Origin of the sequence: uncultured Varibaculum sp. (assembly GCF_902489465.1) — a bacterium.
Classification (GTDB): domain Bacteria; phylum Actinomycetota; class Actinomycetes; order Actinomycetales; family Actinomycetaceae; genus Varibaculum.
Map to the genome: position 1 here is coordinate 1 of NZ_CABTZZ010000028.1, position 24,169 is coordinate 24,169.

Sequence of the window (24,169 nt, forward strand, 5' to 3'; positions counted from 1 at the left end):
CCCCCCCCCCCCAGGGGCCCCAAAAAAGAGGGAGGGGGGGCGGGGTGTTTCCCCCCGCGCCCGCCTTGGCCATGCAAAAGAACGGCTATTTAACTGTTAGCTGCAGGTTTAAACTCCAGACAGAACAGCTTTGCCGAGCTGCCGGTTTAGTACCGCGATAAAGTCCAGAGGAATCTGCTTGGGGCATACCGCCGCGCATTCACCAAAGTTGGTGCATCCACCGAATCCTTCAGCACCCATCCGATTAAGCATCTGCGTAACCCGCCGGAGATTCTCCGGTTTACCTTGCGGCAAAAGACCCAGGTGGGTCACTTTCGCAGAGGTAAATAGCATCGCCGAGCCGTTCGGGCAAGCAGCCACGCACGCCCCACAACCGATACAGGCCGCGGCCTCGAAAGCCCGATCCGCATCCTTCTTGGGAACCGGAGTGGAATGTGCATCCGGAGCGGCACCGGTATTAACCGAAATGTATCCGCCCGCCTGAATAATACGATCCAAGGCGCTCCGGTTAACCACCAGATCCTTAATGATCGGGAATGCCTTGGAGCGCCAAGGCTCAACGGTGATCGTGTCCCCATCCTTGAAGGAACGCATATGCAGCTGACAGGTGGTGGCGTTATCTTTCGGATCCGGGGAGTGGTTTCCATGCGGAACCCCGTTAATCACCAGGCCGCACATACCACAAATTCCCTCGCGACAGTCCGAGTCAAACGCGACCGGCTCTTCTCCGCGGGCAAATAGATCCTCGTTGAGGATATCCAGCATTTCCAGGAAAGAGGAATCCTCGCTAACTCCGTGGAGCTGATATTCGTGGATAGCTCCCTCGGCGTCTGGGCCAGCCTGACGCCAGATTCGCAAAGTGATGTTCACTTGTAGCTCCTTGTCTTGACCTCGATATTGTTGTAAATCAGATCCTCCTTGTGCAGGACAGGGGGCTGATTCTCACCTTTCCATTCCCAAGCGGCTACATACATGAAGTTTTCATCGTCACGCATAGCCTCTCCTTCCGGAGTTTGGTGCTCTTCCCGGAAGTGACCGCCACAGGATTCTTCACGATGCAAGGCATCGATACACATCAGCTCGCCCAGCTCTAGGAAGTCAGCCAAGCGACCGGCGCGTTCTAGCGACTGGTTCATCTCGCCGCTCTTTTTGCCCGGGATCCGTACATTGGTCCAGAACTCGTTACGCAGGTTCCGAATCATGCCGATAGCTTTCTGCAGCCCCTCGCGGGTGCGGGACATACCGCAGTACTCCCACATAATGTGGCCGAGTTCCTTGTGGATAGAGTCCACCGAACGCGTACCCTCAATCGCCATCAAGCGGTCAATACGCTCTTGCGCTTGGGCTTTGGCAGCCACCACATCCGGATGATCTTGCGGAAGATCTTCCCAATCCAAGGTATGAGCCAGGTAGTCATTTACCGTGTTCGGCAACACGAAATAACCATCAGATAGTCCCTGCATCAAAGCGGAGGCACCCAAGCGGTTAGCGCCGTGATCAGAGAAGTTAGCTTCCCCGCCCACATACAGACCCGGGATAGTGGTCTGAAGGTCATAGTCAACCCAAACCCCACCCATGGTGTAGTGCACCGCCGGGTAAATCCGCATCGGAACCTCATAAGGATCGTCATCGGTAATCCGCTTATACATATCGAACAGGTTGCCGTACTTGGCAGAAACCGCTTCCTTGCCCATACGTTCAATCGCATCCGCGAAATCCAAGTAAACGCCGCGAGCAACGCCGTCAATCTCCGGTCCTACCCCGCGACCCTCATCGCACATATTCTTGGCTTGCCGCGAAGCAATATCACGGGGAACCAAGTTACCGAAAGAGGGATAGATACGCTCTAAGTAGTAGTCACGATCTTCTTCCGGGATTTCCCGCGGGTCTTTCTTGCAATCCTCTTTCTTCTTGGGAACCCAAATACGTCCATCGTTACGCAAGGATTCACTCATCAAAGTGAGCTTAGATTGCTGATCACCATGCTGGGGAATACAAGTCGGGTGAATCTGGGTGTAGCAAGGGTTAGCAAAATAGGCACCCTTACGGTGAGCACGCCAAGCAGCAGTACCGTTACACCCCATAGCGTTGGTGGACAAGAAGAACACATTTCCATAACCACCGGTCGCCAAAATAACAATCGAGGCAGTGAAAGTTTCCAGTTCACCAGTTTCCATATCGCGAGCCACAATCCCGCGCGCCCGACCGTCGGAAACGATGAGTTCCACCATTTCATGACGGGAGTGAGAAACCACGGTTCCCGCGTTGACCTGACGCTGCAGCGCCTGATAGGCGCCAATTAGGAGCTGCTGACCCGTCTGACCCCGCGCATAGAAAGTACGAGAAACCTGCACCCCACCGAAAGAACGGTTATCTAGCAGGCCACCATATTCACGGGCAAAAGGCACGCCCTGCGCTACACACTGGTCAATAATATTGGCAGATACTTCCGCGAGCCGGTAAACGTTAGTTTCCCGAGCGCGGTAATCCCCGCCCTTAACCGTGTCATAGAACAGGCGGTAGTCAGAGTCGTTGTCATTGCGATAATTCTTCGCCGCGTTAATCCCGCCCTGAGCCGCAATCGAGTGTGCGCGGCGAGCAGAGTCTTGGTAGAAGAAAGCATCGACGTGGTAGCCCATTTCGCCTAGCGAAGCAGCAGCGGCGCCCCCTGCCAGGCCGGTACCTACCACGATTACTTTGATTTTACGACGGTTAGCCGGGTTAACCAGCGCCGCATTAAACTGGCGTTGCTTCCAGCATTTTTCAATCGGTACATCTAGAGGGGCTTTCTGGTCGGCGATTGGCTCGCCAACAGAATATAGACCGTCGACTAGGTTTTGTTGTTCAGTCATCTTACGCATCCTTCCCTAACTAACACGCCACCGGAGCGGGGTTGGTGATTACCAGATACAGCGGTGGGATGGCGAACATGGCGAACAGCAATAGCCCCACGATCCCGGAAATATAAACGGTCGCTTTATGCGTGTTTTCCCGGATCCAACCCATAGTTTGTAGGGCGGACCATACGCCGTGCCCCACGTGCAGAGCCACAATCGCGACCGCACCCAGGTAAATGATCAGCGTCCACCAGTTAGCTGGCGAGAACGTGGTTACCATCATGTTCCACGGTGCTACCGGGATCATCTCTCCTTCTACACTGCAGGTAGCTGAGCTATAGGCTTCCCTTGCACCAATCTGGAACCACTTGGTAGTGAAATGGAACAGATGGAACAGAACAAAGATAACCAGCAGTACTGAACCGACACGAACAGTTCGAGCAGCATAGTTATTAACCACGTTCTGTTTGACTACGTACTTCTGAGAGCCTCGTCCCTTGCTGGCGCGATACCAGAGGTAGAAGGCGCAGATCATATGGATAATGACGCAAGCAAGTAGCAGTACGCGCAGAATCCAAAGCAAGCCTTCATAAGGCAGGATAGGGGCACCGAAGACCCGTAGGTGGTGGGCATAGCCGTTATAGGCATCAGGCCCCGCCAGAATCTTCAGGTTGCCGTAGGAATGCATTAACACAAACAGCACAAAAAATACGCCGGTAACGGCCATGCACTGTTTCGCGAAGACCAGGGTGTTCCAGCTTCGCCTCTTTTGAATTTCTTTTGTATTGGCCACGATTCACAGGCTAACCCACCGGTTTTCACCGACTTAGGAATTTGGGTCTAGATAGGAATAAAAACGCGAAAAAAATCGAATCAATTAGCGCCTAAACTGTTTGTACCTGCAAAGATAGCGGATCTGTCTCCGGGGTAACGAAAGAAAAACTAAGAGGGGATTTCCGAATCCCGCCGGAAAGAACTCAGGAATTTTTAAATAATTGAGAAAGCTTGAAGTTGCAAAATACGTTTTGCCGGTGCTCAGGAGGAGGTTACTTCTGCACCGACAGGACCGGGAGACGGACTCGCCAAACGTTTGCGCATCACTATGGCGTCTTCGCGGGGATGGGAATAATATCCGCGGCGCACACTCAAGGATGCAAAACCGGCGCGTTCATAAAGTGCGATCGCAGCCTGGTTAGACCGGCGCACTTCCAAAAACATTTCAGTTGCTCCCCGTTTACGCGCAGCGCTGAGGGCGGATTTTAAGAGGGCGGCTCCCAGTCCGCGGCGACGCTTTCCGGGCAACACTGCCAAGGAATGCAACTCGGATTCGGGAACTAGAACTTCCAAGAGAGCTGCCCCCACTAAGATCTGCTCCTGCCAGATCCCAATGGCTAGCCCGTAACGGGCAGATAGCATTTGCCGCAGCTGCATGTCGCTAAAGCCTTCTGTCCCAAAAGAGGACTCCTCCAAGGCGAGCAGTGCGGGCACGTCCTCGAGACTTAAAGAAACGCAGCTACTCACAAAACCCCTATTTTGCCTGGTTAGGGGGCTGCACATCCGGCCGGCGCAGATACAGGGGAGATACTGTATCTAGGAGTTCATCAGCTGACTTCCCGGCTAAGCGTACCTGTGCGATCCTACCTAGTACCGCCGCTTCCACCTCGGTAGGGAGCCCGGGATTTAACCTCAAGTCTTGGGGATAAAGCTCCGCGCCCGCTCCCGCCACAATCAGCCCGGGAGTAGCCGCTCGATTAGCGAATGCTGCGGGTCTACCCACTTCCGGTCCCCATAGACAGCAAACATCATCGGGGCCGTCCGCGCGATACTGAGCGCAATAAACCTCTTTACGACGCGCATCGGTAGCCACAAATACTTCCTGCGTGGGCGGAACCAGGTCTAATACTGCGCGTGCCAGGGCATCGAGGGAACTAATTCCGATCACCGGCACTCCCAGTACAAAACCAATCGTGCGGGCAGTTACCAACCCGGAACGCAATCCGGTAAAAGGAGCCGGGCCGCGTCCTACTGCCACCGCCTCAATACCGGCTTTCGCGAGGGCGCACTCGCAAGCTTCCTGCACTACCTCACTAACCAGTTCTGCAAGATGTTCCGCGTGGGATCGAGAGTCCTGGCTAGACCGGCTAGCTAACACCTGGTTCTTAGCTTCGCTATCCCACAGGGCAACCGAAGCTCCCAGCGAAGTATCAATACATAGAATCCGCATATTATTACCTACTTTTCTTGTCCGTCCTCCAACGCGGAAAAATCTGTTCCCAGTCCGTTCCTTCCCAGCGCTTCCCCAGTGAGCGGATAGAGATTGTCCGTTTACCATCATCCATTTCCGCCAGATCTACTACCCCGTTACTGCTGGTAGCGACCCCGCCGTGTTCCCGGTGAATCTCGATCTCCAGGCGATCAGCCGACAGCTGTTCGGTTTTGCCTTCTCCCCATTCGATGACGGTGATTGCCTCCTCTAGAGTGGAGTCCAAATCGAGGGTTTCTAGATCGGTTAGATCTTTGATCCGGTAGGCATCCGCATGAATCAGATCCGGCCCTCCCACCAGAGACGGGTGTACCCGGGCAACAATAAAAGTGGGGGAAGATACCCTGCCTTTAACCTGCAGTCCAGAACCGATCCCCTGAGTAAAAGTAGTTTTTCCGGCTCCCAACCCTCCGGAGAGCATCACTAAATCACCGCGCCGAAGCTGCTTGGCTAAGAGCTCTCCGGCGGCGCGCGTCTGATCGGAAGAATTAACGGTGATAGTAAAGGACATGTCTCCTCCTAGATATAGACTCGCGGCACCCGAGGATTAAGGTCGGTAACAATCGTATAGTTTATGGTTTCGGCGGCCTTTGCCCAATCGTCGGCGGTGGGCTCCCCCTGGGAGCCATCTCCCCACACCCGCACCGTCGCCCCGGGCGCCAGCGGTGGCTTTCCGTCCTCGCCGCTACCTAAATCCACCATGAATTGATCCATACAAATCCGTCCTACCTGCGGATATTTCTGCCCATTGGCTCCAACCCAGATTTTTCCGGAAGCATGGCGGTCAATTCCATCCGCATATCCCAGCGGCACGATCCCGATATAGGTATCGCGGGGCGCCACCCAGGTACCACCATAAGAAACGGGGTGACCTGCAGGAAGTTTCTTGACGCTGATCAAATCGGCTTCGACGCGCATAATCGGGGTCAGCTGCAGACTGGCAGTAGTGGCGCGCGCCGGATTCGGGGTGAGGCCGTACATGGCGATCCCATAGCGCGTAAGGTCAAAATGTGCCTGCGGATGCCACAGCAGTCCTGAAGAAGCCGAGAGATGCCGAACTACCTGCGTAAAACCGCGTTGGCGAGCAAGTTCGCACGCCTGCTGGAAGTCTGCAAGCTGGCGTGCAGTCGCTTCTTCTCCTGCTCCTGATTCGTCTCCGCGCGCTAAATGCGACCAGATCCCGCTAACTGCCACGGTGCCCTCTTCACTGGCGAGCGCTGCCGCCGAAAGCAAAGGAGCCAGTTTTTCAGGCAGTGCCCCCTCGCGTCCCATCCCGGTATCCACCGCCAGGTGAATGCGGGCTTGCTTACCTGCCGCTCGGGCGGCACTGCCAATAGCCAATAATGTTTGGGGATTAGATACCGCAATATCCAAATCGGCTTTAATCGCGGCTTCCAGATCCGCATCGGGACTGAAAATCCAAGTAAAAATGCGGGCCTGCGGAAAATCTTTCAGTGCCTGTCGCAGCTGCATTGCTTCCGCCAGCTGCGCCACCCCAAACCATTTGATTCCGAACTCGAGGGCGGCAAGCGCAATCTGCCCGCCTCCATGGCCGTAGGCATTGGCTTTTACAATCGCCATTGCCTGCACATTCGGGTCACATTTGCGCAGCTGTTGCAGGTTTTTTTCCAGTGCCGACAGGTCAATAATCGCGCGCGCCGGAAAATCAGTATCCATGACCATGACTATACCGCTCTAGGCTTGGCTCAAAGCATAGGCGATAGCTCGGGGAACCTGGTGGGCAATATCGGTAGCCACTATCGGTGCCCCCAAAGACGCCGCGCCGGACGGATCGTCACCGGTAACCGGAAGTCCCGCCGCTTTCCGAGCTGCCATGGCGTGTACCCAGGCAGCTGAGGCAACCGCGGCTGACATTTGGGAAGGAGTTAGGCGACGCCCTAATTGCTCTGCGCGGGCTTGATGTTGGGCTAACACTGCAGCGGTGATGCCCGCAAGTACATCGCCCGAACCAGCAGTACCCGTCCAGAAAGGTGCCCCAGCCTGGCTAAACATTGTTTCTTCTGGGCTGGCAATCACAGTTACTGCTCCTTTAAGCAGCACCGTTGCCCCGGTTTTATCCGCTAAGAACTGCGCCCAAGCAGCCGGAGAGGCCTCCACCTCGGCGCGAGTAACCCCGCCACGTCCTCCTCCGGCTCCTAGGGTAGAAAGTAGACGCGCAGCCTCCCCTGCGTGAGGAGTAAGTACTGCCCGGTGGTTAAGAGTTCCGCCCGGAATCTGCGAGATGATTTGGGGATAGAGGTCGATCGCGCCCGCGTCCAGCACCAGAGGAATTCCACTGGTAGCAGCCTGTACCGCTTGGTTAATCGCCTCGCGTACCCGGGAAGTATCTTTAGGGTCGATACCGGGACCTACCAGCAGGCATTGATGTTTCCCGGAACCGGCAACTGCCTGCGGGAAACGAGACAATATTGCGAAAGCCGCGTCCTCGGGCCCCACATAGCGCACCATCCCGGCACCGGCTCTACCCGCGCCCTCTACGCACATCACCCCGGTCAGGGGGAAGGCGGAAGAACCGGCAACTACCTGCACTACCCCGCGAGTATATTTATGGTCTTCGGCGCCGGGCACCGGCCACAAAGATCCCACATCACTTGCCTCCAGGCGGGCTAATCGCGGCTTTTCCATCTGCAGACCCAGGTCTACTAACCGTACCTGCCCGAATTGATAGGCGGCAGGAGGAAGTAGACAGGAGGATTTGCGTCCTCCCATAGTTACGGTCACGTCAGCTGCCAGGAAAGGACCCGGTAGCCGTCCATCATCGGTGAAAACCCCGGAGGGGATATCGATCGCCACCCGCAGCACTTTTAAACGCCGAGATTCATATAAGCGATTTAATTCCAGCACTACCTGCGCTAATGGTTCGCGCAGTTTACCGTTTACCCCGGTTCCTACCAGGCCATCAATCCATACCTGGGCGGCGCGGGCGCGGCGGGCGCTTAGGCGCGCAATCTGGCGGCTACTGCCTGCTAAATCTACCTGCTCGATAGTCACCTGTGCTTTTTCTGCCGCCGCCAGTGCTTTGCGGTGGGGCTTATCGGAAAGTATCAGCGCTAGGCAGGAATAGCCTAGTTTCGCCAAATAGGATAGGGCGTATAGGCAGTCGCCGCCGTTGTCGCCGCCACCGACTAAACCCAGAATCCGGGTTTCTTCAACTTTGGCACCCCGGGCAAGCAGAAATTCGACAGTAGTATCACTAACTTCGCCAGCCGCCTTTTTCATCAGTGCCCCCTGCGGATGGGCAGCTACCACTTGGGCTTCGGCCCCCCTTACTGTCTGTTTCTCGAATGCCTCAATCATGCCGCCAGATTTCCTTCCTGCTGACTATTCCACTGTCACCGATTTGGCCAGGTTGCGCGGTTGATCTACGTCGTATCCCTTGCTCTTGGCTACTTCACAGGCAAATACTTGCAACGGAATCACGGTTAGCAACGGCAGATAAAGGGTGGGGGTGCTGGGAACTCGGAAAATATGGTCGGCATATTTGTCGACTTTATCGTCTCCCTCTTCCGCTACTACCAAGGTGATTGCGCCGCGAGCGCGTACTTCCTGCAGGTTGGAGAGCACTTTTTGGTGTAGCTCCGGGCGGCGCGGGGTAGGCACTACCACAAATACGAACTGTCCCGGCTCGATTAGGGCGATAGGCCCGTGTTTGAGCTCTCCGGCGGCGAAGCCTTCCGCATGTACATAGGCGATTTCTTTAAGTTTTAGCGCTCCCTCCATGGCCACCGGATATCCCACGTGACGTCCTAAGAAAATCGTGGATTTCAGGTTCTTGCCGTAGCGTTTAGCGACCTCTACTACCGGCTCTATTTCATTGAGCAGGGTTTGCATCTTGTGGGGCACTTCTGCCAGTTTTTCCAGGTAATCCGCGATTTCATCAATGAATTTGTTTCCGCGCACCTGCGCTAAATATAGTCCCAACAGGTAGCAAGCAGTGATTTGGGCGGTGAATGCTTTCGTGGAAGCCACCGCAATTTCAGGGCCGGCATGCGTCAGCAGCACCGCATCGGATTCGCGAGGAATCGTTGAACCGGGGGTGTTCACGATCGCCAGCACTTTCGCCCCCTGTTCGCGCGCGTGCCGCACGGCCATAATGGTGTCCATGGTTTCCCCGGACTGGCTGATCGCCACCACGAGGGTGCGCTGGTCAACTACCGGGTCACGATAACGGAATTCGCTGGCCAGCTCTACTTCTACCGGGATCCGACACCAATGCTCAATCGCGTAGCGGGCAATCTGTCCAGCATAGGCGGAAGTGCCGCAAGCGATAATCACCATTTTGTTAACTTGTCGCAACACATCTTGACTAATGCGCAGCTCATCTAACGTCAGATAGCCTTGCGAATCGGTTCGATCCTGCAAAGTGGCAGTAACTGCCTGGGGTTGTTCATGGATTTCTTTTTCCATGAAAGTACCCCAGCCGTCTTTAGAAGTGCGGTCTACTGAAAAATCCACGGTGAATTGCTGAGGAGTAACCTCTTTGCCGCCACTGTCCGCTACCCGCACCTGCTTGGCAGTCACCATCACCAGTTCATCTTGCCCAATTTCCAGGCACTCCTTGGTGTGATCAGCAAAAGCTAAAACGTCCGAACCTAGGTAGTTACATTCTTTTCCTACCCCGATAACCAGAGGGGAGGAACGCCGCGCGGCAACCACCATGCCGGGAGCCTCCCGGTGAATCGCCAAAATCGTAAAAGTGCCCTTAAGCTGCGCCATAGTAGCCAAAAGCGCCCTGGAAAGACGCGCCGCCGCCTGGTGCGCTCCCTCAGCCACGTCGGCACAAACCTGCGTATTATCGAGGACGGGAGCAGGCACCTCGGCTCCGTCCTCCCCCAGGGACGTACCTGCGTCCTCATCAGCTAAATAGGATGCTGCCAGTAGGTTCGCGATTACTTCCGTATCGGTTTCAGAAGCGAAACTGAAACCCTGATTTTCGAGGACGCGGCGCAAGTTATCGGCGTTTTCGATAATGCCGTTATGTACTACCGCGAGTTGCCCGTCGGAAGAAATATGCGGATGGGCATTAATATCTGTCGGCCCGCCATGAGTAGCCCAGCGGGTGTGCCCAATCCCCGCGAAAGCCTGAGGCAGGGGATTTTCCTGCAAATCCGCCTGCAAATTCGCGAGTTTTCCGCTCTTTTTACGAATCTCGATGCCACCGGGGGTAGCTAGTCCGATCCCCGCGGAGTCATATCCCCGATACTCTAGGCGGGACAGACCCCCCATAATCACTTCTTCTGTATCTTTAGTGGGTTCTAGCCCTACCATTCCTAAGATTCCACACATGAGATAGATTTTTTCACGAGTTCTTCCTCATTGCTATCTCGCGCGCCTAAACAGTGTAAATGCGAATTATCGCCGACAGCTGGTTGCTAAACAAAACCAATCCGGCTTGGTGGGGTAGGCTGAGAAAGTCAGATTCTGCTAGTTGAAAGACAGGTAAAATGGGCAGACTTTTTGGGACCGACGGAGTGCGCGGCCTAGCAAATAGAGATTTAACCCCAGAATTGGCTTTGGAACTGGGACGAGCCGCTGCTAAACAGGTGCGCAAAGATGCGCCAAAGGGCAAAAAATTGCGAGCAATCGTTGCCCGGGACACTCGCATGTCCGGCGATTTTCTTGACCACGCGATCTCGGCGGGGCTAGCTTCCGAGGGCGTGGACGTTAACCGCATCGGAGTAGTAACCACCCCTTGCGTCGCCTACCTGACCGCGAAAGCTGACGTTGACTTGGGAGTAATGATTTCTGCCTCTCACAACCCGATGCCAGACAACGGGATTAAATTCTTTGCCCGGGGCGGCTATAAACTCCCTGACGCGATCGAGGATCAAATCGAACATCTGCTGGGTGAGAAAACTGACCGCCCCATCGGCGACCAGGTCGGGGAGATTGAAGCAGAGCGAGAAAGCGCCGAAAAGCTTTATATTAAACACCTGGTGCGAGCAGTGGGAGATCTTTCTGGCCTGCGCGTAGCCGTGGATTGCGCCAATGGTGCGGCTTCCCATCTAGGTCCGGAGGCATTGCAAGAGGCCGGAATCGACACCGTAGTAATCAACGCCTCCCCTGATGGACGCAATATTAACGACAATTGTGGTTCTACCCACCCGGAACAGTTACAGAGCCAAGTGGTAGCGGCCGGATGTGACTTCGGGGTGGCTTTCGATGGTGACGCCGACCGCTGCCTAGCAGTCGACTCCCAAGGCAACCTGGTGGATGGCGACAAAATCATGGGGATGTTAGCTGCCTATTTCAAGGAAAAGGGCGAACTAACCGGAAACACCCTAGTGATCACGATTATGTCGAATCTGGGTTTGATTTTAGCGATGAAGGAAAAAGGAATCAACACCGTGCAAACCGCTGTCGGTGACCGGTATGTCCTAGAAAAAATGCGTGAGCAAGGATTCGTCCTGGGTGGGGAGCAATCTGGCCACGTGATTAACGGTAACCACGCCACCACCGGGGACGGGATTCTGACTGCGCTGTGCATTGCCCGGGCAGTTAAAGATGCTGGTCAGCCCTTAGAGAAGATTTGCGAATTCGTAAAACGCTTACCGCAAACCCTGATTAACGTACCGAACGTGGACAAGACACGCACCGATGATGCCGGGTTGCGGGCAGAAATTACTAAAGCCGAGGAAGAACTAGGCGATACCGGGCGGGTAGTGCTGCGCGCTTCGGGAACCGAACCACTGGTGCGGGTAATGGTAGAGGCCGCTACCCAAGAACAAGCCGATGCGGTCTGTGAACACCTAGCCGAAGTAGTAAAACAGCGCCTATCTTTATAGTTTTTTCGCCCTGCCGCCAGCGCGGTCATCCTATGCGCTGGCGGCAGGGCGTAAAAGATATCGACGCACTATTTTTGAGCGGAGCCAACCTAGCGGAGCCTAAAAGATATGCCGGCAAAATCCATTTATGAACAATTTGATCGGGACGCTTGGCGCGCCCTCGCCGCGAAAACACCGATGCCCCTGACCGAAGCGGATTTGCGTTCTCTGGCAGCCTTGGGTGATCCGATTGATTTAGAGGAGGCAGACGCAGTATATCGCCCCTTGTCAGCGTTGCTGCGGTACCGGGTTTTACATTCTCGCGCCCTCGCCCAAGATCAACAAGATTTTTTTGGCCGCCCCCATAAACGCCGTATTCCCTTCATTATTGGGGTTGCCGGTTCCGTGGCGGTCGGGAAATCCACTACTTCCCGCATTCTGCAAAACCTGCTTAGCCGCTGGCCGGAAACCTCGCGGGTCGCTTTAGTTACTACCGATGGGTTTTTGTATCCGAATGCAGAGTTAGAGCGGCGCGGGTTGGTAGCGCGGAAAGGGTTCCCCGAGTCCTATAACCGCCGTGCCCTGCTTAACTTTGTTACCCAGGTAAAAGCCGGGGAACCCGAAGTGAAAGCTCCGGTATATTCGCACGTCACCTATGACGTGGTGCCCGATGAATATATCACTGTTTCCAGCCCAGATATTTTGATCCTAGAAGGCATCAACGTACTGCAGCCCGCTTGGTTCTACCGGGGACATCAAGATCTACCTAACCTGGAGAAAAAGCTGGATCAAGATGATGGACGCAGCGGGTTATATGATCACAAATCCCTGGCAGTCAGTGACTTCTTTGATTTTTCGATTTATGTTGATGCCCGAACCCGAGATATTGAACGGTGGTTTGTGGAGCGTTTCTTATCGTTAAAGGAATCCGCTTTCTCCGATCCCAGTTCATATTTCCAAGTTTATGCCGGCATTTCCGATTCGGTGGCGCGCCAGATTGCCCTCGATATTTGGGCCTCTATAAACCTGCCCAACCTGGAGCAACAAATTCGTCCCACCCGAGGGCGGGCGACGCTAATCCTGCGTAAAGACGCTGAGCACCGCCTAGAAAATGTCTACCTCCGCAAACTCTAATCAGCTGCCGTACCCTCGGTTCAAAATCTCATCAACTTGGTCTGCCGTATAGTTTTGCCCGGTAAAAACGGTATTAACCGCCTCTACCGGGCAAAATACATAAGCGTAAAAGCTTAGCGCTTAGAGTATTGCGAAGCCTTACGCGCCTTCTTGAGGCCGGGCTTCTTACGCTCAACAGCGCGCGAATCGCGGGTTAGGAATCCCGCCTTCTTTAGGGCAGGACGGTTAGCTTCCCGATCGATTTCGTTCAGGGCGCGGGCAATGCCCAGGCGCACCGCTCCGGCTTGGCCGGAGGTACCGCCACCAGAGACTCGAGCAACAACGTCGAAACGTCCCTCCAGGTCTAGCAGGGTAAACGGGGATCGCACTAGCTGCTGATGCAGCTTGTTCGGGAAATAGCTTTCCAAAGTTCTGCCGTTAATCTTCCATTCGCCGCTGCCCGGAATCAACCGGACCCGCGCAACTGCGCGTTTACGGCGTCCCAGCCCAATGCCGGGAGCAGTCACGGACTGTCCAGAGCCAGTCGGCTCCGACTGGGTTTCCGTGGTGTAAGAGCTGGGGGCGTTCTCCTCCAACAGCTCCTCGTTTTCGGTGGTATCAGCCACAATTCTCCTCAGGGTCTTGGCTCAGGGCTACTGGGCGATTTTCTTAATTTCGTAAGGTTCGGGCTGCTGTGCCGCGTGGTTATGTTCGGGACCCGCGAATACATGCAGCTTCTTCATCTGGGCACGTCCCAACCGAGTGTGGGGAACCATGCCGCGCACCGCTTTTTCTACTGCCACTTCCGGTTTCTTTGTTAGCAAGTCACCGTAGGTTACAGATTTCAAGCCACCTGGGTACCCGGAGTGGCGGTAGGCGCGTTTCTGCTGACGTTTGTTGCCGGTAAGTCCGACCTTGGCGGCATTCACGATAATGACGTGATCGCCCATATCCTCGTTGGGAGTGTAGGTCGGCTTATGCTTGCCACGCAGCAGCTTGGCGGCGACGGCCGCCAGTCGTCCGAGAACGACGTCTTCAGCGTCGATGACATACCATTTCTTGTCCTGGGTGTCACCGGCTTTCGGATTATAAGTTCGCACGGGCTTAAGCCTTCGTTTCTTCTTTGGGGGCGAGAACTGCGAGGGCGCGGCAACAGATGGCAGGAACTGCCTAAAAATGTTGCGGACGCCGCCGTAGTGTCTTCACCCGACTTCGTATTTCTTTCCGTCTAGCGTCCTGTTTTTGCCAAAATCCCAGGTCAAATACCTGCGCTTGGATTGTTCCAGGACACACAACATTTAGTATTTTACGGAACCGCTGTTACCTGGTCAAAGTAATATCCTGTTGAACTGCACACATAGGCTCAGTGCGCGCTGGCCACCTTCCGGTTTTCGCTCAGGTTAAGAGGGCGCGTTTTCAGGCAGGGTACGCACTACTTTAGCTTTCTGGGCTTGCAAGGCGTACTGGTCGGCAGGCGGATAGGCTACCTCCCAAAGAGTCAGCCCCCTCCCATCGGCAAGCGGAACCCGCTGGTCACGCACTCCGGCAGCCAGCAGCTCCCCTATCCAATCGGTCTGGTATTTACCCCGCCCAATCTCGATTAACGCCCCCATCATGAACCTGACTTGGGAATGACAAAACGCGTCCGCCCGGATCATAGCCTGCACCATTCCCGGGTAAGGACGGGAAACCTTAAAGGAATGCAGAGTGCGGACTGTAGTCGCCCCTTCGCGAGGTTTCGCGAAAGGTAGAAAATCATGCTCGCCACATAACGCCTGCGCTGCTACCTGCATCTTCTCCTCCTCCAGGGGCGAGGACGTGCGGGCGATATCCAGGCGGCAAGGATCTTGGGCACGGGGATCATCACAAATCAGATAGCGATAGGTGCGAGACAGAGCCGAAAAACGGGCATCGAAATCCGCCGCTACTACGGTTACCTGTTTGAGAGCCAAAGCTCCGTTCAAACCGCGGCCAGCAAGACCTTCTAGACGAGCCCTTAATCGTTCCCCTCGGATCTGGTCGCTTTCCTCGCGCCCTCTGGATAGGGAAAGCCAAAACTCTTTCGGCACATCCAGGTGAGCAACCTGTCCACGGGCGTGCACCCCCGCATCGGTACGCCCGGCGACGGTAAGGAGTACCGGCTGGCGGGTAATCAGACTCAGCGCTTCTTCCAAGCACCCTTGGACGGTTAGGAGACCCGGTTGCCGCGCCCACCCGTGAAACGGCGCTCCTCGATAGGCCAGGTCTAGACGTAAACGAATCGAGCCGTCCATCAGGTGGTCAGCCTCCAAGCCCGCACCCCGCCGCGAATACCAGCATCATTAGGTACGATCACAACTTCTTCGCCCAAAGTTTTACGCACCGACTCCACAATATGGGAAGAGTTTCCCCCACCGAGGTAAAGCCGATCCCACATAATTGCATCGCGTAGCACCCCGACAACGCGGCGAACCCGCCGTGACCAGTGAGCATCCCCCATGCGCAGGCGTTCCGGCTCTCCTACATAGTCATCAAAGAGGAGACCCCAGCGGGCAACCATATGGGAAAGTTCCATATGGGGAGCCAGCCGTCCCCCATCCCAAATCGAATTTCCCAGCCCGGTTCCCAAAGTAATGATCATTTCCATGCCGGTACCAGAAATTACCCCGGCTCCAGCCACTTCCGCATCGTTTAACACCAGCGAAGGCAATAAAGTTTCTGCTTCTAGCGCACCTGCCAGGTCAAAGTTTTCCCACGCCTGCACCATCTCCGGTAATACTCGGGTGCGCGGGCCAGACCGGCATACATAATGCGGGGTGGAAATGACTATTCCATGGCGGATCATGCCCGGCATCCCCACGGTGATCCGATCGGTTTCCGCTTTAAATTCCGCGCGGAAATCTTCTACAATCTCGATTAATTTTTCCGGAGGCAACGGGTAAGGGGTGGGAACTCGCAAAGAGGGCGCCACCATGGTGCCGCGTTTATCTAACACCGAGGCTTTGATCCCTCCCCCGCCACAATCAACAGACAAGGTCAGCGGGGTTCTCATCTCTTTTCCCATGTTCCTACCTTACCCGCAGATTCTGCCTGGCCGGTCTGGCTGACCGCTAAGAACAAATACCTGCTGTTAAACTCTGGTACTAAAAATGCGGGCAGTTGGCATTACCTATGCCAACTGCCCGCATCAAGTTATTGCAACTTACCGTGTCAGCTACTGACGGATAAGCCCAAAAAACTATTCTTCAGAATCTGCCGCTTCGTCCGCGTCTTCTGCTTTTTCAGCTTCCGCGTTCTCTTCGCGGGCGTCCGAAGTTGCGACTGCCTCTTCCGAAGAAGATTCTTCGGCCTTTTCGGCCTCTTTGGATTCCTCCGGCTGTTCAGGCTTATCTGCTTCGTCCTTGGTCGGCTGCACTTTGGCTTTCGACTCTACCTTTTCGGTGACCAAAGAAATCTCGGCCATCGGAGCATTGTCTCCGCGGCGAGCAGGCAGTTTCACGATTCGGGTGTACCCGCCCTGACGGTTGGGATCCAGATCCGGAACTACTTCATCAAACAGGGTGTAAACCGCGTCAAATCCGCGGGTATATTTATCTACCTGGGTGCTCAGTTTGCGGGCAACCATACGGCGATTGTGGATATCACCCTTCTTCGCCTTGGTGATCAGCTTTTCAATGTAGGGCTGTAGCCGGCGAGCTTTCGCTTCAGTAGTCCGGATCGAACGGTGCTCGATCAGCGATTTCGCCAGATTCGCCAAGATTTTACGCTCATGTGCCGGGCCGGCTCCTAGCCGTGGACCTTTAGATGGCTTAGGCATGTTTCTTCCTTTACTTTCCTAAAAAACTTTACTGTTTCAGCGCCGAGAAAACCCGACTTAGTCGTCAGAGAACTGCAACGAGCTGGGGTTGGTCAGATCATCTAGATTGACCGAGGTGGGCAGCGGAGAATCCTTTAGCGCCATCCCCATTTCCGCCAGCTTCGCTTTAATCTCTTCGATTGACTTAGCGCCGAAATTCCGGATATCCAAAAGATCGGCCTCGGAGCGAGCAACCAGTTGCCCCACCGTGTTGATTCCTTCCCGCGTTAGAGCGTTGTAGGAACGAGACTGTAGATTCAGGTCATCAATAGACAGTGCCAGATCTTGAGCCAGCGCCTGATCCGTTTGCGGAGCGCCAATCTCAATCCCCTCGGCCTCAATATTGAGTTCTTGACACAAACCGAATAGCTCTACCAAGGTTTTGCCTGCCGAAGCCAGCGCATCCCGGGGAGCTAGTCCCGGCTTGGTTTCCACATCCACAATCAAACGGTCAAAGTCCGTGCGCTGCTCTACACGAGTAGCCTCTACCTTGTAGCGGACTTTAACTACCGGAGAATAGATGGAGTCGATGGGAATCCGAGAAATCTCGTGCCCATCAGACTTATTCTGATCAGCAGAAACGTAGCCACGACCACGTTCTACCGTCAGCTCAATTTCTAGCTTTCCAGAATCGTTCAAAGTGGCCAGGTACAAATCCGGGTTGTGGATCTCTACGCCTGCCGGCGGGGTAATATCCCCGGCGGTAACCTGCCCAGCACCTGCTTTACGCAGATACATAACTACCGGTTCGTCATTCTCTGAAGAAAGCACAATCTGTTTAATGTTCAGAATGATCTCGGAGACGTCCTCCATTACTCCCGGAATAGTGCGGAACTCATGCGGCACCCCCTCGATACGGATCGAGGTGACTGCGGCTCCCGGAATGGAGGAAAGTAGGGTACGCCGCAAACTGTTTCCTAGAGTGTGTCCGAATCCGGGTTCTAGGGGTTCAAGAGTGAAGCGGGAACGCTGATCGTTAACCGCTTGTTCTGATAGCACGGGTCGCTGTGAAATAAGCAACGTGTTGTCCTTTCTGTCGCCCAGCCCGCCATATGACTGGAACGGACGTCCTGACCAAAGGTCAGCTTTATAGACAAGACTGCGAAATCTCCCAAATGACGGCCTGGAGACTCACAGAAGTGTTTTACTATCTTCTATTTTCTACTTCAGTTAGGACGCGCGTTATACGCGACGGCGCTTGGGAGGACGGCAGCCATTGTGGGCATGCGGGGTAACGTCCTGAATGGAACCGACCTCGAGGCCGGTAGCTTGCAGGGAACGAATAGCGGTCTCGCGACCCGACCCCGGTCCTTTCACGAACACGTCAACTTTTTTCATACCGTGTTCTTGAGCCCGCCGAGCAGCAGCTTCAGCAGCCATCTGTGCAGCGAAAGGAGTGGATTTACGTGATCCTTTAAAGCCCATCTGGCCAGCAGACGACCAGGAAATAACGGCTCCGGAGGGATCGGTAATCGAAACGATAGTGTTATTGAATGTGGACTTAATGAACGCTTTTCCCTGAATAACGTTCTTACGCGCAGCCCGACGCGGCTTACGGCTCTTAATAGAACTAGCAGCCATATCTTCCTTCTTTTCTCAGATCCAGCAGGTGGTGCCTGCGCTTACTTATACAGCCTTCTTCTTACCAGCAACAGTGCGCTTTGGTCCCTTACGGGTACGCGCATTGGTCTTGGTTCGCTGACCGTGTACCGGCAAGTGGAAACGGTGACGCAGCCCCTGGTAGGAACCAATCTCAATCTTGCGGCGAATATCGGCTTGGACCTCACGACGAAGGTCGCCTTCTACTTTGTAGTTCGATTCGATGAAGTCGCGAACTTTAATCAGATCTTCTTCAGAAATATCTTTTACGCGTACATCCGGGCTAACCCCGGTTTCTTGCAGCGTTTTTTGAGCGCGGGTGCGCCCTACGCCGTAAATGTAAGTAAGTGCCACTTCCAGCCGCTTCTCGCGGGGAAGATCAACACCGGCAATACGTGCTGCCATTAATTTTCTCTCCACATTGTTTCCGGAGGCCGTCGCGCCACCTTCCGTTTTCCCGGCCCAGGCCTCCGGACCTGGGGTCACCTTTCAAATCTGAAAGGTGCTAGTAGCACGCTTATTGTTGTTCTCGGCTAGCCTTGACGCTGCTTATGCCGAGGGTTTTCGCAAATCACCATGACAACGCCGTGGCGACGAATCACCTTGCATTTTTCACAGATCTTCTTAACGCTGGGTTGAACCTTCATAACTTCCCTCTAGCTGCGACGAATTACTTCGCTGTCCGCTGCTTTACTTGTATCGATAAACGATTCGGCCGCGCGATAAATCGTAGGGACTGAGCTCTACTACCACACGATCCTCTGGCAAGATCCGGATATAATGCTGACGCATTTTGCCCGAGATGTGCGCTAACACCTTATGACCGTTTTCCAGTTCCACCCGAAAATATGCATTCGGGAGTGCCTCTGCTACGGTACCTTCGACCTCTACAACGCCTTCTTTTTTAGCCATCTATCCTTCACTAACCTTGTCCACATAGGATGACTAGCGGGTATACTATTCCCCTCTAGTCACAAACCCAATAGTCAACTTTACGTTAGTTGCAGGACTAACCTAAAGCTGATACGGGGTTAGATCGGTCACGCCTTCACCATTTCTACCGTTATGAGCGTGTCGCAGGTTGCAAAACCTGTCCTTAATAACTAAGTTTTGCTCCCTATCTAAACGCCGCTCGTCTGCTACCTACCATTTCAGTCTTTGCTGTTTCCGGATAGCCGCAGCTACCTGGTTAAAGCGTTCGCGATCTAGACGTGCCCCCTCCCGGCGTACTTCCCGGCGAGGAATCAGCAGCAAACGATCTAAACGGGCTTCAGATTCGCGTCCTTTAGAATCCCAGGCACCAGCGCCGATATCCATCCAGTAGCGTCCCCAACGTGCTTCTTGCTCGGCATCTTTATCATGATCTTTACTGGTCAACTGGGATCCAATCACTGCATCTGCTAACGCCGCCATGACCAGCACGGGACGATCTTTGCCACGCCCATCCTCTTCCTCATAGGGAACCCAACACCAAATCACTTCTCCGGGGTCGGCTGCTCCATTACCAGTATCAGGGTCATAGACGAAAGGAGGAACCTTATCGCCCTTGGTGAGGTAACGTGTCCGGCCAGCCGGACGCACATATTTTTGTTGCTGACGCCGACGATTTGGGTGGGAAGTAGCTTGTTCTAGCTGACTGCCCCCTAGCAGCGATATCATCCGGGATAGTTTGCGGAAGGGAATACGCATGGGCTCGCCTCCTTTTCAAAACTGACTCTACCAGGCGACAAGGTGGTAGCGCTCAGTAAAAGATATCCCCAACGTTGGTAGCGGATCTTTGAGAATGAGCGCGGCGGAGATATTTCAGGTAACAATCTATAGTTTGACCGGTTTTATTCCGAAGGGCGCCAAAGCCGCCTCGCCAAAATCTGGCTGGTTGAGAACGCAGATGCCCTCTGCTAACACCGCAACTTGTGCTTCCCAATGACAGGCGAGGCCGTGATCTACGGTTTTCACCGTCCAGTCATCGGCCAAAGTGGTAACCCGATTAGATCCGCGCGTCAAAATTGGCTCCACGCACAGCACCATTCCCGGTTTAATCGCTGCTGACCTGCCAGCCGCCCGGAAGTTAAAAACATCTGGCGCCTGATGCATGGCAGTGCCGATTCCATGCCCGGTGAACTCTTCTACGATTCCCGCCGTCCAGCCAAAGCGTTCCCCGAAACTGTCCACCGCGTCCTCGATCGCAGCGCCAATATCATTCACGCGGGCTCGCGTACGAGCTATAGCCGCCACGCCTGCCCAGGTACTGTAACGAGTTATCTCTAAGAGTTGTTCTTTTTCCGAGGACGTGGGGTAAGTATGCGCGGAAATAGAAGGATCTGGCTTTGGAGCTGGTTCTTCCCCAATAATCACCGAAAACGCGGAGTCTCCATGCCATTGCTTGCCGTCACGTTCCAGATAGCAGCCACAATCGAAACTAACTAAGTCACCGGCCTTAAAGGGAACATCACCGGGGATCCCGTGCACCACGGTGTCATTGACCGAGATACAGATAGTTGCCGGGTAATCAAAGTATCCCAGGAAGTTGGGATGCGCTCCCCCATCCGCGATCACTTGCGCGGAAATCTCATCTATTTGCCGGGGAGTAACCCCGGCTCGCGCATTTTCCCAGACGGCCTCATGAATCTGATTAACGATCAGCGCAGCTTGGCGCATATACCCCAATTGGGTGCGGTTCTTTAGTTCGATGCCCCGCCCAAATAGCATAGGTATCTATCTTCTTCCCAGTTAGGCTAACTTATTACTTCAGCTCAGCCGCAATATTTTCCCAAACCTGCTCGATAGAGCCGTTGCCATCAATATTGATCAGCAGGCCGGCCTCGCGATAGTAGCGCACTAGCGGCTCGGTTTGTTCATGGTAAACCTGCAGGCGACGGCGGATCACCGGTTCGGTATCGTCAGAGCGGTGTTCAATCTCGGCGCGCTTTAGCAGCCGTCCCACCACATCTTCTAAATCAACATCCAGGTTGATAACCGCATCCAGCTGGGTTCCCATATCTTTGAGTACCTGATCCAGGAAATGTGCCTGCTCCAGGTTACGGGGGTAGCCGTCAGCTAAGAAGCCGCCACGGTAACGATCAGTTTTTAGCTCTGCTTCTACCAATGCGCTAATCACCGAATCAGGAACTAGCTCCCCCCGGTTGATTAGTTCTTTCGCTTTATTACCTAGCTCGGTTCCTGCTTGCATTTGCGCGCGCAGCATCGCGCCGGTCGAAAACGTAGGAATATCCAATAGTTCGCAGATTTGGTGCGCCTGGGTGCCCTTTCCAGCACCAGGGGCGCCCAGAATCACCAGGCGTTTTTTCATTTCAGGAATCCTTCATAATGGTGTTGTTGAAGCTGAGCGTCGATCTGCTGTACGGTTTGCAGACCCACACCCACCATAATCAACAGGGTGGTTCCCCCGAAGGGCATCTGGGTTACTTTCAAAGGAATCAGCGCCACGATCGGCACCATGGCTACCACTACCAGGTAGATCGCGCCAGCAGTGGTAATCCGACTGATTACGTAGTGCAGATAGTCCGCGGTGGGAGCCCCAGCCCGAATACCGGGGATAAATCCGCCGTACTTCTTCATATTGTCAGCGATTTCCTCCGGGTTGAAAGTGATTTGAGTGTAGAAGAAAGCGAAGCCTAACACGAGCAGTGCGTAGCAAATCAGATACAGCAGGGAGTCGTGTTGGAAGTTATCGTTTATCCATTTGACCCAGCCGGCGGTAGGTTTACCGAAACGGGAAATCATTTGCGGCATGGCTAGTAGCGAGGCCGCGAAGATCACCGGGATAACCCCGGACATATTGATTTTCATGGGGATATAGGTGGTAGAACCGCCCACCATCCGCCGGCCCACCATCCGTTTGGCATACTGTACCGGGATGCGCCGTTGGGCTTGTTCCACGAATACGATCGCCAGGGTAATCAATGCAACCAAAGCAATGATTACCAGTACTTTCCAGACTCCGCCGGAAGCCCCAATCGATTGCAGGTGGGCGGGCATATTAGCCACAATACCGGTGAAGATCAGCAGGGACATGCCGTTACCGATACCGTTTTCGGTGATTAGTTCCGCTAGCCACATGATTAGGCCGGTGCCAGCGGTCATGGTGACCATCATGATCAAGTAGTTGAGCGCCGACTGGTCGGGGATAATCGGTTTACTGGGGGCGCAGCCTTGCAGCAGTTGCCCCGAACGCGCCATATAAATAATGGTCACTGACTGCAATACCCCGAGTCCGATGGTCAGGTAGCGGGTGTATTGGGTCATTTTAGCTTTTCCGGCTTGCCCTTCCCGGTGCAGGTCTTCGAAACGAGGAATCACTACCCGCATCAGCTGGATAATAATCGAGGCCGTAATGTAGGGCATAATTCCCATGGCGAACACCGACAGGGACAGTAGGGCTCCCCCGGAGAACAGGTTCACCAAATCGAGGAGTCCGTTTTGCTCGTTGTTCTTTAGACACGCCTGCAGATTCGGATAGTTAACTCCCGGTGAGGGGATATGGGATCCGACCCGATACAGCGCCATAATCGCCAAGGTGAACAGGAGCTTTTTCCTGAGATCGGGCGTTTTAAACGCCTGTACGAATACGCTTAGCAAGCTGCCTCCAGCAATCTGTGTTCTTCACGGCAAAAAAGATAATTCTTTAACCCTTAAAAGCCTACACAATTTAGCCTCGCAATAGCACATGCAGATACTTTTTGGGGTAATGTTCACGCGGTTCGGCGATTTTCTGCTTTCTCCCCTAGTTCCGAGGGCGCGCCCAGGTTATAAAGCCGGAGTTAATGCCGCAGGCGCTTGAGTACCATACGCGCATAACCTTTGGGGCGCGGCCGCGTCAGTGCGATTCGGGGTTCGTGCAGGGCTTTGCCTACAGGCAGCGCCCGGATCCGGTGTTAAAGCTGAGATGTACGTGATCGAAGTGGTTGGCGGTAGTCGAACCGCGGTCTTCCATTCCTTTCCAGGCGCGCCCGGGCATCCAAATACGCTGTTTCCAAATCACGTACTTAATGTTTAGATCCCCGCTATTGGCGATTGCCCAATTGGCGATGGAATCTCCCAGTCCACTCGATACCGGCACCATTACGTCCAAAGCCAGGCCTTTACCGTGATCGCGCGGGTCTCCGGGGCGCAAGCCTCCAATATTGGTTACCCCAAAACGCTGAGTAATCATAGTGCGTACCTGCCGCGGCCAGGGCTGAACCCCGCTATCCCCACTGGGAGGGGCACAATTGGGAGTTTCGGCAGCCGGAAGCGGGGAAGCATCTTCGTTCTTGGCCGAGGCAGAGCTACAAGAGGGGTAAGCACCTGCAGAGAAGGCGCTTACCTTGGTAGTAGCTACTTTTACCTGTTCATCAACTGATACTGCCTGGTTGTAAAGATTTTCCTGCAGCATATTATTAGCTAACTGCGAAATGTTAACTGTAGGTGCGTTTGCTGCTACTGAGGGATGTACAGAATCTGCAGCTACTAAACCAAATGCTGCCATAACCACGATTGGTGCCATCAACCAGGTTTTTCTCACGATATCTCCTGAGCTTTGGGGTACGGATGCCACCGTATAGACATCCGCATATAACGTTTTTGTAACAAATCTATTATGAGTATAGTGGCTTGGCGACATTTAATGTCAAACCTGGTGACTTAATACACTTATCAAACCAGAGTTGCCGGTATTATCTGGTCACTATAAATGTAAAAGTCTCGGGGGGGGGGGGGGGGCGCTCCCCCCCCCCCC

The 24,169-nt window shown here is 54.3% G+C and carries 26 protein-coding genes; 2 read left to right on the forward strand and 24 right to left on the reverse strand.

Translation table 11 applies throughout. From position 1 onward, the window contains the following. Positions 1-108: 108 nt before the first annotated feature. The 9 genes from RDM26_RS06045 to glmS form a co-directional block, all read right to left on the reverse strand. Entirely contained in the window at positions 109-870 is a 762-nt protein-coding gene (locus tag RDM26_RS06045; protein WP_307738104.1) for a succinate dehydrogenase/fumarate reductase iron-sulfur subunit, read from the reverse strand. Further along, a complete protein-coding gene (locus tag RDM26_RS06050) occupies positions 867-2,852 on the reverse strand; it encodes a fumarate reductase/succinate dehydrogenase flavoprotein subunit (protein WP_307738105.1) in 1,986 nt (661 codons plus the stop codon). Before RDM26_RS06050 ends, RDM26_RS06045 begins: the two co-directional genes overlap by 4 nt. A 19-nt stretch (positions 2,853-2,871) precedes the next feature. Next, positions 2,872-3,630, reverse strand: a complete 759-nt coding sequence (locus tag RDM26_RS06055) for a succinate dehydrogenase cytochrome b subunit (RefSeq protein ID WP_307738106.1) — start codon at positions 3,628-3,630, stop codon at positions 2,872-2,874. A gap of 242 nt (positions 3,631-3,872) precedes the next feature. Next, the gene (gene rimI, locus RDM26_RS06060) at positions 3,873-4,358 is read right to left on the reverse strand and encodes a ribosomal protein S18-alanine N-acetyltransferase (protein ID WP_307738107.1); all 486 of its coding nucleotides are present in this window, start codon (positions 4,356-4,358) and stop codon (positions 3,873-3,875) included. A gap of 7 nt (positions 4,359-4,365) precedes the next feature. After that, on the reverse strand, positions 4,366-5,061 hold the full coding sequence (tsaB, locus tag RDM26_RS06065; RefSeq protein ID WP_307738108.1) for a tRNA (adenosine(37)-N6)-threonylcarbamoyltransferase complex dimerization subunit type 1 TsaB: 696 nt from the start codon (positions 5,059-5,061) through the stop codon (positions 4,366-4,368). A 4-nt stretch (positions 5,062-5,065) separates the two neighbouring features. After that, complete coding sequence (tsaE, locus tag RDM26_RS06070) at positions 5,066-5,611, reverse strand: tRNA (adenosine(37)-N6)-threonylcarbamoyltransferase complex ATPase subunit type 1 TsaE (RefSeq protein ID WP_307738109.1); 546 nt, start codon at positions 5,609-5,611, stop codon at positions 5,066-5,068. A gap of 8 nt (positions 5,612-5,619) precedes the next feature. Continuing rightward, the gene (alr, locus tag RDM26_RS06075) at positions 5,620-6,777 is read right to left on the reverse strand and encodes an alanine racemase (protein WP_307738110.1); all 1,158 of its coding nucleotides are present in this window, start codon (positions 6,775-6,777) and stop codon (positions 5,620-5,622) included. 18 nt (positions 6,778-6,795) lie between these two features. Further along, a complete protein-coding gene (locus RDM26_RS06080) occupies positions 6,796-8,418 on the reverse strand; it encodes an NAD(P)H-hydrate dehydratase (protein ID WP_307738111.1) in 1,623 nt (540 codons plus the stop codon). 24 nt (positions 8,419-8,442) lie between these two features. Further along, complete coding sequence (gene glmS, locus RDM26_RS06085) at positions 8,443-10,407, reverse strand: glutamine--fructose-6-phosphate transaminase (isomerizing) (protein WP_307738112.1); 1,965 nt, start codon at positions 10,405-10,407, stop codon at positions 8,443-8,445. 158 nt (positions 10,408-10,565) lie between these two features. On the opposite strand from glmS, the gene glmM reads away from it, so the two are divergent. Together glmM and coaA are read left to right on the forward strand one after the other, a co-directional pair. After that, on the forward strand, positions 10,566-11,906 hold the full coding sequence (gene glmM, locus RDM26_RS06090) for a phosphoglucosamine mutase (protein WP_307738113.1): 1,341 nt from the start codon (positions 10,566-10,568) through the stop codon (positions 11,904-11,906). A gap of 108 nt (positions 11,907-12,014) precedes the next feature. Next, positions 12,015-13,019, forward strand: coding sequence for a type I pantothenate kinase (gene coaA, locus RDM26_RS06095; protein WP_307738114.1), 1,005 nt, complete (start codon positions 12,015-12,017; stop codon positions 13,017-13,019). A 113-nt stretch (positions 13,020-13,132) separates the two neighbouring features. Here the strand turns inward: coaA and rpsI are convergent, their stop codons facing one another. From rpsI to RDM26_RS06170, 15 genes are all read right to left on the reverse strand, one after another. Then, positions 13,133-13,624, reverse strand: coding sequence for a 30S ribosomal protein S9 (rpsI, locus tag RDM26_RS06100; protein WP_307738115.1), 492 nt, complete (start codon positions 13,622-13,624; stop codon positions 13,133-13,135). A 27-nt stretch (positions 13,625-13,651) separates the two neighbouring features. Further along, entirely contained in the window at positions 13,652-14,098 is a 447-nt protein-coding gene (rplM, locus tag RDM26_RS06105) for a 50S ribosomal protein L13 (RefSeq protein WP_307738116.1), read from the reverse strand. Positions 14,099-14,398: 300 nt separating this feature from the next. Next, entirely contained in the window at positions 14,399-15,289 is an 891-nt protein-coding gene (gene truA / locus RDM26_RS06110; RefSeq protein WP_307738117.1) for a tRNA pseudouridine(38-40) synthase TruA, read from the reverse strand. Continuing rightward, positions 15,271-16,029, reverse strand: coding sequence for an ROK family protein (locus RDM26_RS06115; RefSeq protein WP_307738118.1), 759 nt, complete (start codon positions 16,027-16,029; stop codon positions 15,271-15,273). The genes truA and RDM26_RS06115 overlap by 19 nt, the downstream gene beginning before the upstream one ends. A gap of 186 nt (positions 16,030-16,215) precedes the next feature. Beyond that, positions 16,216-16,794: a 50S ribosomal protein L17 gene (gene rplQ, locus RDM26_RS06120; protein ID WP_307738119.1), complete on the reverse strand. Its 579-nt coding sequence runs from the start codon at positions 16,792-16,794 to the stop codon at positions 16,216-16,218. A gap of 57 nt (positions 16,795-16,851) precedes the next feature. Further along, the gene (locus RDM26_RS06125; protein ID WP_307738120.1) at positions 16,852-17,853 is read right to left on the reverse strand and encodes a DNA-directed RNA polymerase subunit alpha; all 1,002 of its coding nucleotides are present in this window, start codon (positions 17,851-17,853) and stop codon (positions 16,852-16,854) included. Positions 17,854-18,015: 162 nt separating this feature from the next. Next, positions 18,016-18,414, reverse strand: a complete 399-nt coding sequence (rpsK, locus tag RDM26_RS06130; protein ID WP_022864718.1) for a 30S ribosomal protein S11 — start codon at positions 18,412-18,414, stop codon at positions 18,016-18,018. 45 nt (positions 18,415-18,459) lie between these two features. Then, entirely contained in the window at positions 18,460-18,837 is a 378-nt protein-coding gene (gene rpsM, locus RDM26_RS06135; RefSeq protein WP_024059743.1) for a 30S ribosomal protein S13, read from the reverse strand. Between the two features lie 128 nt (positions 18,838-18,965). After that, positions 18,966-19,079, reverse strand: coding sequence for a 50S ribosomal protein L36 (rpmJ, locus tag RDM26_RS06140; protein ID WP_024059744.1), 114 nt, complete (start codon positions 19,077-19,079; stop codon positions 18,966-18,968). Positions 19,080-19,122: 43 nt separating this feature from the next. Then, entirely contained in the window at positions 19,123-19,344 is a 222-nt protein-coding gene (infA, locus tag RDM26_RS06145) for a translation initiation factor IF-1 (RefSeq protein ID WP_022864716.1), read from the reverse strand. A 231-nt stretch (positions 19,345-19,575) separates the two neighbouring features. Continuing rightward, positions 19,576-20,121 (reverse strand): type II toxin-antitoxin system PemK/MazF family toxin, encoded by a 546-nt coding sequence (locus RDM26_RS06150; protein ID WP_307738121.1) that lies wholly within the window; start codon positions 20,119-20,121, stop codon positions 19,576-19,578. Between the two features lie 126 nt (positions 20,122-20,247). Continuing rightward, positions 20,248-21,141 carry a type I methionyl aminopeptidase gene (map, locus tag RDM26_RS06155; RefSeq protein ID WP_307738122.1) on the reverse strand — a complete coding sequence of 298 codons (894 nt, stop codon included), beginning with the start codon at positions 21,139-21,141 and terminating at the stop codon, positions 20,248-20,250. A gap of 34 nt (positions 21,142-21,175) precedes the next feature. Then, positions 21,176-21,742 (reverse strand): adenylate kinase, encoded by a 567-nt coding sequence (locus tag RDM26_RS06160; RefSeq protein ID WP_307738123.1) that lies wholly within the window; start codon positions 21,740-21,742, stop codon positions 21,176-21,178. Next, complete coding sequence (gene secY / locus RDM26_RS06165; RefSeq protein ID WP_024059748.1) at positions 21,739-23,031, reverse strand: preprotein translocase subunit SecY; 1,293 nt, start codon at positions 23,029-23,031, stop codon at positions 21,739-21,741. The genes RDM26_RS06160 and secY overlap by 4 nt, the downstream gene beginning before the upstream one ends. A 271-nt stretch (positions 23,032-23,302) precedes the next feature. Then, the gene (locus RDM26_RS06170) at positions 23,303-23,956 is read right to left on the reverse strand and encodes a hypothetical protein (RefSeq protein WP_307738124.1); all 654 of its coding nucleotides are present in this window, start codon (positions 23,954-23,956) and stop codon (positions 23,303-23,305) included. Between the last annotated feature and the right edge of the window lie 213 nt (positions 23,957-24,169).